General features: G+C 67.6%; 15 protein-coding genes. 8 read left to right on the forward strand and 7 right to left on the reverse strand.

Annotation, left to right across the window (positions count from 1 at the left end; all coding sequences use genetic code 11):
• The first annotated feature begins 67 nt into the window (after positions 1 to 67).
• Positions 68 to 1,048 (forward strand): methylmalonyl Co-A mutase-associated GTPase MeaB, encoded by a 981-nt coding sequence (meaB, locus tag K3551_RS06085; RefSeq protein ID WP_259918533.1) that lies wholly within the window; start codon positions 68 to 70, stop codon positions 1,046 to 1,048.
• A gap of 95 nt (positions 1,049 to 1,143) precedes the next feature.
• Positions 1,144 to 1,446 (forward strand): 50S ribosomal protein L28, encoded by a 303-nt coding sequence (gene rpmB / locus K3551_RS06090; protein ID WP_259918534.1) that lies wholly within the window; start codon positions 1,144 to 1,146, stop codon positions 1,444 to 1,446.
• 84 nt (positions 1,447 to 1,530) lie between these two features.
• Here the strand turns inward: rpmB and K3551_RS06095 are convergent, their stop codons facing one another.
• Together K3551_RS06095 and K3551_RS06100 are read right to left on the reverse strand one after the other, a co-directional pair.
• Positions 1,531 to 1,707 carry a hypothetical protein gene (locus tag K3551_RS06095; protein ID WP_259918536.1) on the reverse strand — a complete coding sequence of 59 codons (177 nt, stop codon included), beginning with the start codon at positions 1,705 to 1,707 and terminating at the stop codon, positions 1,531 to 1,533.
• A gap of 96 nt (positions 1,708 to 1,803) precedes the next feature.
• Entirely contained in the window at positions 1,804 to 2,484 is a 681-nt protein-coding gene (locus tag K3551_RS06100) for an NAD-dependent deacylase (RefSeq protein WP_259918538.1), read from the reverse strand.
• A gap of 28 nt (positions 2,485 to 2,512) precedes the next feature.
• Between K3551_RS06100 and K3551_RS06105 the strand changes: the two genes are divergently transcribed.
• The gene (locus K3551_RS06105; protein ID WP_259918540.1) at positions 2,513 to 2,965 is read left to right on the forward strand and encodes a low molecular weight protein-tyrosine-phosphatase; all 453 of its coding nucleotides are present in this window, start codon (positions 2,513 to 2,515) and stop codon (positions 2,963 to 2,965) included.
• 57 nt (positions 2,966 to 3,022) lie between these two features.
• Here K3551_RS06105 and K3551_RS06110 read toward each other — a convergent pair whose 3' ends face one another.
• On the reverse strand, positions 3,023 to 4,981 hold the full coding sequence (locus tag K3551_RS06110) for a lytic transglycosylase domain-containing protein (RefSeq protein WP_259918542.1): 1,959 nt from the start codon (positions 4,979 to 4,981) through the stop codon (positions 3,023 to 3,025).
• A gap of 141 nt (positions 4,982 to 5,122) precedes the next feature.
• On the opposite strand from K3551_RS06110, the gene dapA reads away from it, so the two are divergent.
• From dapA to K3551_RS06125, 3 genes are all read left to right on the forward strand, one after another.
• Positions 5,123 to 5,995, forward strand: coding sequence for a 4-hydroxy-tetrahydrodipicolinate synthase (gene dapA, locus K3551_RS06115; protein ID WP_259918543.1), 873 nt, complete (start codon positions 5,123 to 5,125; stop codon positions 5,993 to 5,995).
• A 47-nt stretch (positions 5,996 to 6,042) separates the two neighbouring features.
• Positions 6,043 to 6,519, forward strand: coding sequence for an SsrA-binding protein SmpB (gene smpB, locus K3551_RS06120; protein WP_259918545.1), 477 nt, complete (start codon positions 6,043 to 6,045; stop codon positions 6,517 to 6,519).
• Positions 6,520 to 6,651: 132 nt separating this feature from the next.
• Positions 6,652 to 7,779 carry an MFS transporter gene (locus K3551_RS06125; protein ID WP_259918546.1) on the forward strand — a complete coding sequence of 376 codons (1,128 nt, stop codon included), beginning with the start codon at positions 6,652 to 6,654 and terminating at the stop codon, positions 7,777 to 7,779.
• Here the strand turns inward: K3551_RS06125 and K3551_RS06130 are convergent, their stop codons facing one another.
• From K3551_RS06130 to K3551_RS06140, 3 genes are all read right to left on the reverse strand, one after another.
• Positions 7,780 to 8,955, reverse strand: coding sequence for an alpha-hydroxy acid oxidase (locus K3551_RS06130; protein WP_259918548.1), 1,176 nt, complete (start codon positions 8,953 to 8,955; stop codon positions 7,780 to 7,782).
• 365 nt (positions 8,956 to 9,320) lie between these two features.
• The gene (truA, locus tag K3551_RS06135) at positions 9,321 to 10,085 is read right to left on the reverse strand and encodes a tRNA pseudouridine(38-40) synthase TruA (protein WP_259919501.1); all 765 of its coding nucleotides are present in this window, start codon (positions 10,083 to 10,085) and stop codon (positions 9,321 to 9,323) included.
• Between the two features lie 315 nt (positions 10,086 to 10,400).
• The gene (locus K3551_RS06140) at positions 10,401 to 11,444 is read right to left on the reverse strand and encodes a bifunctional transcriptional activator/DNA repair enzyme AdaA (protein ID WP_259918550.1); all 1,044 of its coding nucleotides are present in this window, start codon (positions 11,442 to 11,444) and stop codon (positions 10,401 to 10,403) included.
• 108 nt (positions 11,445 to 11,552) lie between these two features.
• On the opposite strand from K3551_RS06140, the gene K3551_RS06145 reads away from it, so the two are divergent.
• A complete protein-coding gene (locus K3551_RS06145) occupies positions 11,553 to 12,950 on the forward strand; it encodes a YcjX family protein (RefSeq protein WP_259918552.1) in 1,398 nt (465 codons plus the stop codon).
• A gap of 3 nt (positions 12,951 to 12,953) precedes the next feature.
• Here K3551_RS06145 and K3551_RS06150 read toward each other — a convergent pair whose 3' ends face one another.
• On the reverse strand, positions 12,954 to 13,232 hold the full coding sequence (locus tag K3551_RS06150) for a hypothetical protein (protein ID WP_259918553.1): 279 nt from the start codon (positions 13,230 to 13,232) through the stop codon (positions 12,954 to 12,956).
• Positions 13,233 to 13,393: 161 nt separating this feature from the next.
• Here K3551_RS06150 and K3551_RS06155 point away from each other — a divergent pair, with 161 nt between their 5' ends.
• Positions 13,394 to 14,470, forward strand: a complete 1,077-nt coding sequence (locus K3551_RS06155; RefSeq protein WP_259918554.1) for a YcjF family protein — start codon at positions 13,394 to 13,396, stop codon at positions 14,468 to 14,470.

Here is a 14,470-nt window from a genome sequence, read left to right on the forward strand (position 1 = left end):
CATAGGACAATCTGCCGCTCAATCCCACGGGTTGCATTGACCGCACCCGCCGGGCATCCCCGAGGGCATGAATGACGATCCCCTGCATGGCCCCTTGCTGGCCGGTGACCGTCGGGCGCTGGCCCGGGCGATCACGCTGGTCGAAAGCACCCGCCCCGATCACCGTGTGCGCGCCGTGGCCTTGCTGGACGGTTTGCGCGCCGAAGGGCGGCAGGCCCTGCGCATCGGCCTGTCGGGCACGCCCGGTGTCGGAAAATCGACCTTTATCGAGGCGTTCGGGACGCTTCTGACCGAACAGGGCAAACGTGTGGCCGTGCTTGCCGTCGACCCGTCATCGACCCGCACGGGTGGATCGATCCTGGGTGACAAGACGCGGATGGAACGGCTCAGCCGCGATCCGCGCGCCTTTATCCGGCCCTCGCCGTCGGCGGCGCATCTCGGCGGCGTTGCGCGCCGGTCGCGCGAGGCGGTCGCGCTCTGCGAGGCGGCGGGCTTTGACGTGGTGCTGATCGAGACGGTGGGCGTGGGCCAATCCGAGACGATGGTGGCGCAGATGTGCGACCTGTTCGTTCTGTTGCTTGCGCCCGCGGGCGGGGACGAGCTGCAGGGCGTCAAGCGCGGCATCATGGAAATTGCGGACCTGATCCTGGTGAACAAGGCCGACGGAGAGCTGAAATCCACGGCGACCCGAACGGTCGCCGATTATGCCGGCGCGCTGCGGCTGTTGCGCAAACGCCCGCAGGACCCCGATGGCTTTCCCAAGGCGTTGCCCGTCTCGGCCCTGGCCGAGGAAGGATTGGCCCGCGCCTGGGCCGAGATGCAGGACCTCGCCTCCTGGCGGCGCGAGGCAGGGCATTGGGCCGAAAATCGCGCCGCGCAAGCCGCCCATTGGTTCACGCAGGAGGTGCGCGAAGGATTGCTGGCACGTCTGACCCAGGACGCCGAGACCCGCGCGCGCATGGCGGATCTGGCCCGCGCCGTGGCCAGAGGCGACCGCGCGCCGCAGGCAGCGGCGCAGGAGATGCTCGAATCGCTGCGGGGCGCTTGACGCGCCGGTCCAGCCCGACTATCACGCCGCGACCGCGGGGCCGTTTGATCGGCCCTGCACCTGTTTTTGAAACCCTTCAACCCGAGGTCCCCGCCATGTCGCGCGTTTGCGAACTCTCCGGAAAAGGCCCGATGACGGGCAACAATGTCAGCCACGCGAACAACAAGACGCGTCGCCGCTTCCTGCCCAACCTGAACGACGTCACGCTGCAGTCCGAAGCATTGGGTCGCGCGTTCAAGCTGCGGATTTCCGCCGCTGCCCTGCGCACCGTCGATCATCGTGGCGGTCTGGACGCGTTCCTGGCCAAAGCCAAGGACGCGGAGCTGTCGGCCCGCGCGTTGAAGATCAAAAAGGACATTGCCAAGTCCTCCAACACGGCGGCCGCGCTGGAGGCCTGAGCCTTCGCCAAGTTGCCTGACGCTTCAGAAAGGCCCCTGCGCAAGCGGGGGCCTTTTTCGTTGAGGTCACTGTGGTGTTGGTGGTCAGTCGTCGATCTTGTCCGCGACCTTGGCCGTGTCGTTCGCGGCCTGCGCCTTGGCCGCGCCGCCGCCCAGCCCCGTGACAGGTCGGCCTGCCTCGACGGCCATTGATGTGGCGCGCAGGAAATAGACGCACATCGCAAGCAGGGCGAGCAGCAGGATGATCGGTAAAAATGCCATGGCAGGCTCCTTTGGGGCAGAATGAGCAGACACTTTTCAACATAGGCGCGCCTGCCCATACGGAAACCCCTCAGGCGGCTGCACGCAGGGCTCCGCCTATTGGCGCAGCACCTCTGCCACCCAATTGGGCACCAATTGCGACGCCGGGCCTTTGCGGATGGCGTCGAATCGCCCGCCAGAGGCCTCCAGGTTCAGCTCCAGCGTCTGGGCCCCTGCGGTTCGCGCCATCTCGACGAAGCCTGCGGCCGGGTAGACGGTGCCAGAGGTGCCGATGCTGACGAACAGATCCGCCCGGGCCAGCGCCGCCTCGATCCGGTCCATGTGGTGGGGGATCTCTCCGAACCAGACGACATCCGGGCGCGTGTGGCGGGCGGTGCACCTGGGGCAGGGGTCCGTGGGGGCCATCCGCGCGGGCGCATCCCACCTTGCGCCGCAAGCGTGGCATAGGGCGCGGGCCAGTTCCCCGTGCATATGGATCACGTCCCGCGCCCCGGCTCGTTCCAACAGGTCGTCGACGTTCTGCGTAACCAGAGTGATGCCAGGCCTCTGCGACAGCCGGGCAAGCGCGTCATGGGCGGCCCCCGGTGCGGCGGCCCGCATGTTCGCGCGGCGCGCATTGTAAAAGCGATGCACCAGGTCCGGATCGCGGGCAAAGCCCTGTGGCGTTGCCACATCCCCCAGGTCGTAGTGCCGCCAGAGACCGCCTTTGTCGCGAAACGTGCCCAGCCCCTGTTCCGCGCTCAACCCCGCGCCCGACAACACCACGATCCGATCCATCCCGTGACCCTGCCCGAGCGCGGTGTCGATGGCCAGACTGGCGCGGCGCGACGGGCTGGCCTATGTCGGCGGTATGCGCGTTCTGTTCGTTTGCCTTGGAAATATTTGCCGGTCCGCCGCCGCCGAGGGCGTGCTGCGGGCGCGGCGACCCGATTGGCAGGTCGACAGCGCGGGAACCTCCGACTGGCACATTGGCAATCCGCCCTATGGCCCGATGCAGGCCGAGGCGCGGGATCGGGGGCTGGACCTGTCCGGGCAACGCGCGCGGCAGGTGAGTGTCGCGGATTTCGCGGCCTTTGATCGGGTACTGGCGATGGATGCGTCGGTCCTGGCCGATCTACGCGGGATGCCGGGCGGCGAGATGGCGGAGCTGTTCGGTGTCGCCACGGGCCTGGGCGCACACGACGTGCCCGACCCATACTACACGCGCGACTTCGCGGGGTGTCTCGACATGATCGAGGCGGGCTGCGCGCGTCTCTGACCGCGCAGCCAGAGTTTTCGAAAACTCTGGTCAAATCCTTTGAAGGATTTGATCGCCTCAGCCGCCGTTGCCCAGTTCGTCGTAGCCGTTGCGCAGCCAGTGGCTCAGCCGGACGTCACCTGCCTCGCCCGTGATGCGTGCGCGATAGGGCATCAGGCTTTCGCTGACGCGCATGATGTAGTTGCGGGTTTCGCTGAAGGGCACATCCTCGATCCAGTCGATGACATCGACCGACGGGTCCGACGGCAGACCGAAGTCCGCCGACCAGCGCCGTGCCCGCGACGGGCCCGCGTTGTAGGCTGCCGGCACCAGGATGGGGGAGCGGCCGAATTCCGCCTCCAACTCCTGCAGGTAGGTCGTGCCGAGCAGCGCGTTATACAGCGGATCCGTCGTCAGCCGCCCGGCCTCGTAGGCGATGTCCAGTTGCCCTGCCATTTCGCGTGCGGTCCCTGGCATCAACTGCATCAGCCCGCGCGCCCCGGCCCCAGAGACGACGACCGGGTCGAACTCCGATTCGCGCCGCGCGATGGCAAGGGTCAGTTCGGAGGCGACGGGGCTGGGCAGGGTGGCCAGATCGGTGACCGGGAAATAGCCCTTGTGCAATTCATGCCCCGCCTGCGCCGCGCGCTTGGCGATGATCAGGGCGATATGCGGCTCTTCCAGTTCCAGGGCGACGTCGATCAGCGTGCCGATCTGCGCGCGGGGAAGGGTTTCGGCCATATGCGCCATGAACCTCTCTGCCAGCGATCGTTCGCCGATGCCCTGCAGGGCCAGCGCGGCGCGCAGCACGCTGCTTTGCCCCAATCCGGCGGCGGTCAGGGGCGCGAACGCCTCCTGCCCGGTCAGAAGCGGGTCGGCGGGCAGCCCGGCGCGTTCGGCGGCCAGTTGTCCGTAAAAGCTGGTCTGCCATTGCCCGCCCGCGCGGTAGGCGGTCATGGCACCAGCGGTGTCGCCCGCGGCCTCCAGCGCGCGGCCAAGCCAATAGCCGGCGCGTCCCCTGGAAATCGGCGAGGCGACATTGGCATCGAACCGGCGGAAATGCACAGCGGCCTGCGCCGGATCGTCCAGGAACCGCAGCGCCATGTAGCCCGCCAGCCATTCGAGGCTGGCCACGTCGTCTGCGCCGTCGGGCAGATGGTGGCGCGCGGCGACACGGTATCCCGCCACCGGGTCGCCGTCCTGCATCAGGCCCCGCGCCAGTCGCGCGCGGTGGTCTGCCCAGGCGCGGGGATTGCCCAGCGTATCCTCGCTTTCATCATAGGCGAACAGCAGGTCCAGCGCGTCGGAGCGTCGTCCCTTGTCCAGCCGCCAGCGGAACCGTTCATAGGCGAGGCCTTGATGGTCGCGCCACGTCTCCGGTACCGCTTCGATCAGGGCATCGACCCCGTCGCGCCCATCGCGCAGGGCGATGCGGGCACGGGCGAGTGCCGCCTCCGGCCCATCGACCAGCGGCAGAACCCGCTCGGCCGAGACGATATCCCCCGACCAGGTCAGCGCATCCAGTCGGGCGGCGTGGTACGGGGTCAGGGCGTCGCGCCAAAGTTCGACGAACCCGGCATGGCTGGCGGCGGTCATCGGCTTGGAGAGCCAGAAATCGATCACGACGGCCTCTGCTTCGGCCATGCGACCCACTGCGCGCAACGAGGTGGAATACAAAAGCGCGCCGCGCGACGTGCGGGGCGGTTCGGATTCGAAGAAGGCGATCAGACGGTCGGGGGCCGTGGTGACCGGAATGTCCGCCTCGACCCGCGTGCGCAACAGCGGCAGACCGGGCCAGTCGGGGTTGCGGGCCAGAAACGCCTCGGCCTCGGCGAAGGTGCCCATACGGTTGCGCAGCAGTGTCCAGCGCAAGACGTCGGCCGCCGGTGGGGTGGCGATGCGGTCCAGCGCGGCGCGCGCCGCCTCTGCGTCGCCCGCGCGCACCTGCGCCAGCCCGACCGCCAGGTTGGGGTCGGCGCGCAGCGGGCCATGGAAAATCGTGATTGCCGCGATAGCGGTCAGAAATAGCTTCAACATATCACACCTCTTGCGGGCCAACGCCCAAGCGCGCCGATCGGTTCAGACCCCATCTTAGCCGATCCAGCGACTTGCCGCTGCTCGGACGGGGCACTAGGGTCCGCACGAATTTGTTATCGCCCTACATAGGAGGATGCGTCGATGTTCAAAGGCTCCATGGTTGCCCTGGTGACGCCCCTCAAGAACGGTGCGGTGGATTATGCGGCGCTGGACGCGCTGGTGGATTGGCAGATCGAAGAGGGCACCAAGGTTCTGGTCCCCGTCGGCACCACGGGCGAAAGCCCCACCCTGACCCACGAAGAGCATGAGGCCGTCGTGGAACGCGTGGTCAAGCAGGCGGCGGGCCGGGTCCCGGTCATTGCAGGGGCGGGGTCCAACAACACCGCCGAGGCGCGCCGCCATGTCGAACACGCCAAGCGGGTCGGCGCCGATGCCGCGTTGGTCGTCACGCCCTATTACAACAAGCCGACGCAGGCTGGTCTGATCGCGCATTTCAAGGCCCTGGCCGAGGTCGGCCTGCCGATCGTGATCTACAACATCCCCGGCCGCTCGGTCGTGGACATGTCGCCCGCAACCATGGGCGAGCTGGCCAAGTTGCCGGAAATCGTGGGCGTCAAGGACGCGACCGGTGACCTTGCACGGGTCTGCGCCCAGCGGATCACCTGCGGGCCGGACTTCCTGCAGATTTCGGGCGAGGATCCGACGGCGCACGGCTTCAACGCGCAGGGTGGGGTCGGCTGCATCTCGGTCACCTGCAACGTCGCGCCTGGACTGTTGAGCCAGATGCAGGACGCAACCCTGTCCGGTGACTATGCGACTGCGCTGTCCATCCAGGACCGCCTGATGCCGCTGCATCACGCCATCTTTGCCGAACCGGGATTGGTCGGCGCGAAATACGCGCTGTCGCTTCTGGGGCGCTGCGCGGAAGATGTGCGGCTGCCTCTGGTCGGGGCCACCGACGCGTCCAAGGCGCGGATCGCGGATGCCATGCGCCATGCGGGTCTGTTGAACTAGGCGCCGGGCCCGTGGACAGCGGGCCTGCGACACCCTAGGTGAGGCCAATGGCCAAGAAAGACGAAAACAAGAACTACAAGGTGATCGCCGAGAACCGGCGGGCGCGCTATGACTATGCTATCGAGGACGATATCGAATGCGGCATCGTCCTGGAGGGGTCCGAGGTCAAATCCCTGCGCGAAGGCGGCACCAACATCGCCGAAAGCTATGCCGAGGTGAAGGACGGGGAGTTGTGGCTGGTCAACGGCTACATCGCCCCCTACGCCCAGGCCAAGACCTTCGGTCACGAAGAACGCCGCCGCCGCAAACTGCTGGTGTCCCGGCGCGAGATTTCCAAGCTATGGAACGCCTCGGCCCGCGAGGGGTACACGATCGTGCCGCTGGTCATGTATTTCAACCACCGGGGCCGGGCAAAGCTGAAGGTCGGCATCGGCAAGGGCAAGAAAAACAACGACAAGCGCGACACGGTGGCCAAGCGCGACTGGCAACGGCAAAAGTCGCGCCTGATGAAGGAACACAACTGACGGTTGTAGTGGCGGTGGCGACCTTGCCCCCGTCGCCTGCGGCCCCTCCGCCGAGATATTGCGCCCCAAAGGAACAGGCTTGCTTTTGACCCGGTGATGGGATTGAGGCGACTGACCTGTCGGAGTGTCACCATGTCCATTCTCTCTGCCCTCGTGGTCAGTCGCGCGCCGGTTGCGGGGTTCATGTCCGTTGGCCTGACGTGGGGCTGTTTCGCCGCCATGGCACCGGTTCTGAAGGCGCGGATCGGTGTGGATGACGCAACCTTCGGCCTTATCCTTCTGGGGACCTCGATCGGATTGACGACGACGCTGTGGCTGGCCCCCCGTTGGGACCGGCGCATGGGCCCGTTGGCGATGCCATTGGGTGCGACGATTCTGGCGATGACCGCCCTTTTGCCGGGGCCTGCGACGACGGTCTGGCTGTTGTTCGCGGCGCTCTTGCTGATGGGCGCGGCCAGCGGCTTGACCGACGTGGTGATGAACACCCGCGTGTCCGAGTTGGAGGCCCGCCACGGCCGCAGCCTGATGAACGTGAACCATGCCATGTTTTCGGTGGCTTATGCCATCTCTGCGCTGATCACCGGGGCCCTGCGCGAGGCGGGTTGGCAACCGCAGGCGATCTTTGCGGTGACCACGGGGATGATCCTGCTGACGGCCTTGTTCCAGCGGATGCCGGTCGAACAGATCTCGGAGGAGGACAGCCGCAACGCGGGCCGCTTGCCCCTGTCGGTGGTCGCGATCTGTGGATTGATCGTGCTGATCGCCTTCATGAGCGAAGCAACGGTGGAAAGCTGGTCGGCCCTTCACATCGAACGCACCCTGGGCGGTGGCGCGGCAGAGGGGGCCTTTGGCCCCGCCATGCTGGGCCTGACCATGGCCGTGGGGCGGTTTTCGGGTCAGGCGGTGGCGGCAAAACTGTCCGAGATCGGCGTGATCCGCGGGGCCTCGGGCCTTGCTGTCGTGGGTGTGTTGATTGCGGCCGCCGCGCCCACGCCACTGGTGGCCTATGTGGGCTTTGGCTTGATGGGTCTGGGGATTTCGGTGATCGGGCCAATGGGCCTGGCGCTGGCCGGGCGGTTGACCGAACCCGCGCGCCGCAGTGCGGTGATCGCGCGGGTCGCGGTGATCGGCTTCGTCGGCTTCTTCATCGCGCCCGCGTTGATGGGCTTGGGGTCAGAGGCATTCGGCCTGCGCTGGGCCTTTGCCTCTGTTGCCCTGCTGCTGATGGTGATCTGGCCGCTGAGCCGCGCGGTGCGCTGATCAGGCGTTCCGCCCTTCCCATTCGCCGGCAAACCCCTTGGGCACCAACAGGTTGTGCGGGCCGACGTCGTGGATGTCCCGCTCGCCGCACAGCGCCATGGTGGTGTCCAGTTCCTTATGGAGAACCTCCAGGGTGCTGCGCACGCCTTTTTGCCCCATGGCACCCAGCCCATAGATGAACGCCCGCCCGATGTAGGTGCCGCGCGCGCCCAGGGCCACGGCCTTCAGCACGTCCTGCCCGGACCGGATGCCCCCGTCCATGTGCACCTCGATCTGATCGCCGACCGCGTCCACGATGGACGACAGCATCCGGATCGAGGACAGGGCTCCGTCCAGTTGCCGCCCGCCGTGGTTTGACACGATGATCGCATCTGCCCCCACATCCAGCGCCCGCCGCGCGTCCTCGGCATCGAGGATCCCCTTGAGGATGACCTTGCCCTTCCACTTCTGGCGCAGTTTGCGGATCTTGCCCCAGTCCAGCGCCGGATCGAATTGCTCCGCCGTCCAGGACGACAGGGACGATGTGTCCGACACGCCCTTGGCATGACCCACGATGTTGCCGAACTTGCGACGCGGGGTCTGCGCCATTTCCAGCCCCCAACCGATCTTGGTCATCAGGTTGGCGACGCTCTTGGGGGTCAATTTGGGCGGGGCGGAAAGGCCGTTTTTCAGGTCCTTGTGGCGTTGACCCAGGATTTGCAGGTCCAGCGTGATGACCAGCGTGTCACAGCCCGCGGCCTCGGCCCGGCCGATCAGGTTGTCGACGAATTCTTCATCCTTCATGACGTATAACTGAAACCAGAAGGGTTTCGATGTCTTGCGCGCGACGTCCTCGATCGAACAGATCGACATGGTCGACAGGGTAAAGGGCACGCCGAAATCTTCGGCTGCGCGGGCGGCCAGGATCTCCCCGTCGGCATGCTGCATACCGGTCAAGCCGACCGGGGCCAGGGCCACAGGCATCGCCACGTCCCGCCCGACCATGGTTGTCGCGACCGACCGGTTGGTCATGTCCACCGCCACCCGCTGCCGCAACCGAATCTGAGAGAAGTCGTCAACGTTGTCGCGGTAGGTTTGCTCGGTCCAGCTACCCGACTGACAGTAGTCGTAGAACATCTTGGGGACGCGGCGACGATAGATATCGTGGAGGTCGGCGACGGTTGTGATCACGGGCATCTCATGCGTCCTGCATCGGTTTTGGTAAGAATAACTAACCAATGTGGCGACTACATGCAATCCTTGCATAGCTCAAATCACGCCAAACGGGTCCGCTTGCCATAACGCGACCACAATCAACCACATTCCGAAGGCGTTCAGATGCTCCGTCAGGAAGAGCCAGAGACCCGTCAGGCCAAACGCGGCGATCCCACAATAGAGAACGCCGAACGTCGCCCATGCCGCAGTAGAGGTCAGGACGGGGAGGTCTCTGCCGTGGTCATCGTAAACATCGCGGCGGAAATCCCGCCGATTACCACCAAACCTATGGTAAAGACATTTCCAAACCAATGGGTTAACGCGGCAGCGCGGCGCGCGCCCAAGGCTCAGAACGGATCGTCTGGATAGCCCACCCCGGTCAGGACCAGCCCGTCGGGCGGCGATACCGGGCCGCAGGCGGCGCGGTCGCGTGCCGCCAACGCTTGGCCCACGCGCGCGGGGGGCCAGGACCCGGTGCCCACCCGCTCCAGCGTGCCCGCGATGCTGCGCACCTGGTTGTGCAGGAACGACCGCGCCCGCAGGTGCAGCCGGATGTCCTGACCGCCGGGGTAGGGAAATTCCTCCAACGTGATCTCGTCGAGGGTCTTCACCGGGCTTTTGGCCTGACAGATCGAGGCGCGGAATGTGGTAAAATCATGCTGTCCGATCAGGTATTTGGCCCCTTCGCGCATGCGGCCTACGTCCAGCGGCCCGATCACCCGCCACGCCTGTCCCGCGTCCAGCGCGAGCGGTGCGCGGCGCGCGATGATGCGGAAGGTATAGCGCCGTTCCTGCGCGGAAAAACGGGCGTGCCAATCGTCTGACACGCGCGCGCAGGCCGTGATCGCGATGGGTGCGGGTTTCAGGTGCCAGTTGACCGCCTCGGACAGGCGAAACGGCGTCCAGTCCTTTGCCATGTCCGCATGCGCCACTTGGCCCGTCGCGTGGACACCCGCGTCCGTGCGCCCGGCGGCGGCTATGGAGGGCACGTCCGGTTCCAGGGCGCGCAGCGCCTCTTCCAGCCTCTGCTGAACGGAATCGGGGCCGTCCTGGCGTTGCCACCCGGCAAAGGGGCGACCGTCGTATTCGATGCGAAAGGCATAGCGGGGCATGGCCCGCAGATAGGGCCGCCGGGCGGCAAAGGGCAAGCCGCCCGTTAACCTGGATCGGTCCGCAGACCGGACCAATTCCGCGCGATGCTGCGCAGGGCTCCAGGTATGATCCACGTCGGACGTGGGTATGATCTGGGTCTTCCCCCAATCCGACGGCCTTGGGCCGGGCCGCGGGCGGTCAGGTTTTCGACCAGCCCTGCAAACGGCGGGCGGCTGACGCCCCCCGTACAGGTCAGCCGCAACGGGGGGGTGGTGCGATGGTGGAAAGAAAGGACCGGGGCATGGCCGGTTTGATCGGGGCGCTGTGACAACCGCTCAGGCGTAGGCGCGCTCCACCTCGATCAGGCGGCGTTTCCGCCAAAGACCGCCGCCATAGCCGGTCAGCGACCCATCGGCGCCGATGACCCGGTGACAGGGAATCACGATGGCCAGCCGATTGGCCCCGTTGGCGCGGGCCACGGCGCGGATCGCGTCGGGCCGGTCGATGGCGCGGGCGAGGTCGGAATAGCTGCGCGTCTGTCCGGCGGGAATCGCGCGCAGCGCGTCCCAGACCTGACGCTGGAACGGGGTGCCACCGGGAAACAGCGGTGTGTCGAACCGGGCGCTGCGGCCTGCCAGGTAGGCCTCCAGCTCGGCGGCGATCTGGTCCACGGGGGGCAGCCGGCCCAGGCCCAATGCGCCGCGCGCCTCGTCGCGCAGCCCCTGCAATTCGCGGGGCAGGGCGGGGCGGTCGGCGAATTCCAGCAGGTGCAGGTGGGTGCGACTGGCCACGGCGACCATCGGGCCGAGCGCCGTGTCGATCCAATCGGCCTGCAGCAGGCCGTCGCGCGCCAGGCGTCCCGGCACCATGCCCAGATGTCTGGCGAAGGCCTCGCGGAAGCCCGAGGCGCTGTCGAACTCGGCGGCCAGCTGCGCCTCGATCACGGCCCCGCCGTCGGCCAGCGCCTGCGCGCCGCGACCCAGCCGCCGCAACCGGGCCATGGCCAGAAACGTCATTCCGAATTGCCGCCGGAACGCGCGCCGCACGGTCGAAGGGTCATGGCCGCGCGCGGCGACGTCTTCTTCGGACCAGCGGCGATCGGGGTCCGCCTCCAAGGCGTCCAGCAAGTCCGTCACCGTCGGCTCCTGACCCTCGGCAAGGGGGCGGCAGCGTTTGCAGGGGCGAAACCCCGCCTCCAGGCAGGCGGCGACGCTGTCGTGAAAGCGGCAATTGGCGCGCTTGGGCTTGGGCGCGGGGCAGGTCAGGCGACAAAAGATGCCCGTCGAGGTCACGCCGACCCAGGCGCGCCCGTCAAAGGCTGCATCGCGGGACAGAAGCGCGTCATAAAGCGTATCGTCGGGGGGCAGGGCAAACAACATGGCGCGACCCTATCGCCCGGTCCCCCTGCGTGCAGCCGGAATTCGGGCGTCGCTTTCCCTTTGGCCCCCCGGCGCCTACATTCCCTGCGGACGACGAAAGGGTTGCGAATGATCGGACGGTTTGCGGATGCGGTGACGCGCGGGGTGGGGGACATGACCGCCTCGGTGACCGAGGTGTTCGACCCGACGGTCCGGCTGGGCGTCACGGGGTTGTCGCGCGCGGGCAAGACCGTGTTCATCACATCGCTTGTCGCGAACCTGATGGACCGGGGGCGGATGGCCGGGTTTTCGCCCGCCGCGCGGATCGACACGGCGTTCCTGCAGCCGCAGCCGGACGATACGATCCCCCGGTTCGAGTACGAGCGGCATCTGGCCGCGCTGACGTCCCGGACGCCGCACTGGCCCGAAGGCACGCGCGCGGTGTCCGAATTGCGCCTGTCGCTGAAGGTGCGTCCGGCGGGCATGTTGGCGGGGATGCGGGGGCCGCGGGTCGTGCATCTGGATATCGTCGATTACCCGGGGGAATGGCTGCTGGACCTGGGTCTGATGGAAAAAACCTATGATGAATGGTCGGCGCGGGCACTGAACCGGCTGAAGGATTGGGGGGCCGAGGCCTATGCCGCCGCGCTGGCTGACGTCGATCCCGCCGCCAAGCTGGAGGAGCCGACGGCCCAGACGCTGGCCGCGACCTATACGGAGGCGTTGAAGGCGGCGCGCCGCGCCGGGGCCTACGACCTGACGCCGGGTCGGTTCCTGCTGCCCGGAGAGCTGGAGGGCTCGCCCGCGTTGACCTTTGCGCCGTTGCCCCCGGGGGACGCGCCGCGCGGGTCGCTGCGCCGGGAAATGGCGCGGCGGTTCGAGGCCTATAAATCCAAGGTCGTGCAACCGTTCTTTCGCGATCACTTTGCCCGGCTTGACCGGCAGGTGGTCCTGCTGGATGTGCTGGGCGCAATCCGGCGTGGTCCCCGCGCGGTCGAGGAGATGCGCGCCGCGATCGCCGATATCCTGTCCGCGTTCAAACCGGGCGCGCTGAACTGGTTGCTGTCCCTGCTGGGGGCGCGGCGGGTCGACCGGGTGTTGTTTGCCGCGACCAAGGCCGACCATTTGCACCACACACAGCACGCGCGTCTGACCGCGATTCTGGATGCCATGGTGGATGATGCGCGCCGGCGGGCCGATTTCGCCGGGGCCCGGACCGAGGCTCTGTCGATCGCCGCCCTGCGTGCCACCGTCGAAGAGATGCGGGAGCATCGGGGCGAGAGCTTGCCCGTGGTGCGCGGTCGCCTGCTGGAGGGCGGGCGCGAGGCGGCGCTTTATCCTGGCGAGCTGCCGCCGGATCCGTCCCACATCCTGACGCCTGCGATGCAGGGGGCCGAGGGTTGGTTGGAGGCCGAGTATGACATCATGGAATTCGCCCCCGCGCCCCTGACCCTGCGCCCCGGTGAGGGGCCGCCCTTTATCCGGTTGGACCGCGCGGCGGAGTTCCTGTTGGCCGACCGGCTGTAGCGGTCAGGGTGCCCCTGAACTGACAAGCGGGCCTGCCGACGCATCCGCCAAGCCCGACAAGCGGACCGTTTGCGGCATGATGCCCGGTGTCGCGGCCGGTGCGTTCATCGACGCGCGGAGTTGCAACGTCGGGCCGTCGAGGGCCGCGCGAAAGTCCGGTGCCTGGGGCAGGCCGCCCCCCTGAAGCACCGCCGAGGCGGTTACGCCCAGCGTCAGGGCACCCGCCCCGAGCAGGATCCAATCGGACAGTGTCAGCCGCAGGCCGGAAGAGGAAACAGGCATCAATTCGGTCACTTTCGTGTCAGGTCCCCCTTGCTAGCAACCAGATCTGGCCACGAGCGGGAGAGATCGGGGCATTGTCAGGGAAATGCGTTAACAAAGACTGAACGTTGCATCCGGCCGGCGGAGGCATACCTTCAGCACGACCGCAGACGGAGGGGCCGATGGCCGACACACCCGAAGGCAGCCGCCGCCGCGGCGCAGTCCTGTTCGAAATCGACGCGCCCGAAGCGACGCCCGAGCCCCCGCGCCGGGCCCGTCCGTCGGGTGACTTGCCACCGGGTGAGGGCGGCTTTGACCCTGCCTCCGCCCCGCCGGTGCCCGAGGCCGAGGTCGCGCCGCCGCCGTCCGGGCGGGCGATGCAGACCATGGCCCTGCTGGCAGGGCGGCGGGACAGACCGCTGGCGCGGTGGTTCTGGGCCGCCCTGGGCGCGTTGCTGAGCTTTGCCCTGTCCGTGGCGGCCTGGACGTTCGTCACCGATCTGCTTGCTGCAAACCCCTTGCTGGGTTGGATCGCGACGGCGCTGGTCGCGGCCTTTTTGCTGGCCTGCATTGCGGTCATCCTGCGCGAGGTTTCCGCGCTGTCCCGTCTGGGTCGGATCGACGCGTTGCGCACCCAGGCCGCGCAGGTCGTCGACCTGTCCGGCGCGCGGGCGCTGACCGATAGATTGGTGGCCTTCTACGCGGGGCGCCCCGACACCCGTTGGGGGCGGGAGGAGTTGGCCGCGCGCCGCGCCGACATCTACGATGCCGATGCGATGGTCGCAGCGGTGGAACGTGATCTGCTGGCCCCACTCGATACCGCCGCCACCCGCGAGGTGGAGGCGGCGGCCCGCCAGGTCGCGCTGGTCACCGCCGTCGTGCCGCTGGCGCTGGCCGATGTTGTGGCCGCGTTGACCGCGAACCTGCGGATGATTCGCCGCATTGCATTGATCTATGGTGGGCGCGCGGGGACGTTGGGGTCCTGGCGGCTGGCCCGCACGGTGCTGACCCACCTGGCGGCGACGGGCGCGGTGGCCGTGGGCGACGATCTGATCGGGTCGGTCGCGGGGGGCGGTGTTCTCAGCAAATTGTCGCGCCGCTTTGGCGAGGGGCTGATCAACGGCGCGCTGACCGCCCGCGTGGGTCTGGCGGCGATGGAGGTCTGCCGCCCCCTGCCGTTCACCCACCAGCGCCCGCCCCGCATCACCGACGTCGTTGGCCGGTCGTTGACCGGTCTGTTCGGCCAGAAGGAAAGCTGA

Source organism: Jannaschia sp. M317, assembly GCF_025141175.1.
Lineage (GTDB): Bacteria > Pseudomonadota > Alphaproteobacteria > Rhodobacterales > Rhodobacteraceae > Jannaschia.

Bases quoted from the DNA above. Each gene is read 5' to 3' on its own strand.
- meaB (WP_259918533.1), top strand. From the start codon at position 68: ATGAATGACGATCCCCTGCATGGCCCCTTGCTGGCCGGTGACCGTCGG.
- rpmB (WP_259918534.1), top strand. From the start codon at position 1,144: ATGTCGCGCGTTTGCGAACTCTCCGGAAAAGGCCCGATGACGGGCAAC.
- K3551_RS06095 (WP_259918536.1), bottom strand. From the start codon at position 1,707: ATGGCATTTTTACCGATCATCCTGCTGCTCGCCCTGCTTGCGATGTGC.
- K3551_RS06100 (WP_259918538.1), bottom strand. From the start codon at position 2,484: ATGGATCGGATCGTGGTGTTGTCGGGCGCGGGGTTGAGCGCGGAACAG.
- K3551_RS06105 (WP_259918540.1), top strand. From the start codon at position 2,513: ATGGCCAGACTGGCGCGGCGCGACGGGCTGGCCTATGTCGGCGGTATG.
- K3551_RS06110 (WP_259918542.1), bottom strand. From the start codon at position 4,981: ATGTTGAAGCTATTTCTGACCGCTATCGCGGCAATCACGATTTTCCAT.
- dapA (WP_259918543.1), top strand. From the start codon at position 5,123: ATGTTCAAAGGCTCCATGGTTGCCCTGGTGACGCCCCTCAAGAACGGT.
- smpB (WP_259918545.1), top strand. From the start codon at position 6,043: ATGGCCAAGAAAGACGAAAACAAGAACTACAAGGTGATCGCCGAGAAC.
- K3551_RS06125 (WP_259918546.1), top strand. From the start codon at position 6,652: ATGTCCATTCTCTCTGCCCTCGTGGTCAGTCGCGCGCCGGTTGCGGGG.
- K3551_RS06130 (WP_259918548.1), bottom strand. From the start codon at position 8,955: ATGCCCGTGATCACAACCGTCGCCGACCTCCACGATATCTATCGTCGC.
- truA (WP_259919501.1), bottom strand. From the start codon at position 10,085: ATGCCCCGCTATGCCTTTCGCATCGAATACGACGGTCGCCCCTTTGCC.
- K3551_RS06140 (WP_259918550.1), bottom strand. From the start codon at position 11,444: ATGTTGTTTGCCCTGCCCCCCGACGATACGCTTTATGACGCGCTTCTG.
- K3551_RS06145 (WP_259918552.1), top strand. From the start codon at position 11,553: ATGATCGGACGGTTTGCGGATGCGGTGACGCGCGGGGTGGGGGACATG.
- K3551_RS06150 (WP_259918553.1), bottom strand. From the start codon at position 13,232: ATGCCTGTTTCCTCTTCCGGCCTGCGGCTGACACTGTCCGATTGGATC.
- K3551_RS06155 (WP_259918554.1), top strand. From the start codon at position 13,394: ATGGCCGACACACCCGAAGGCAGCCGCCGCCGCGGCGCAGTCCTGTTC.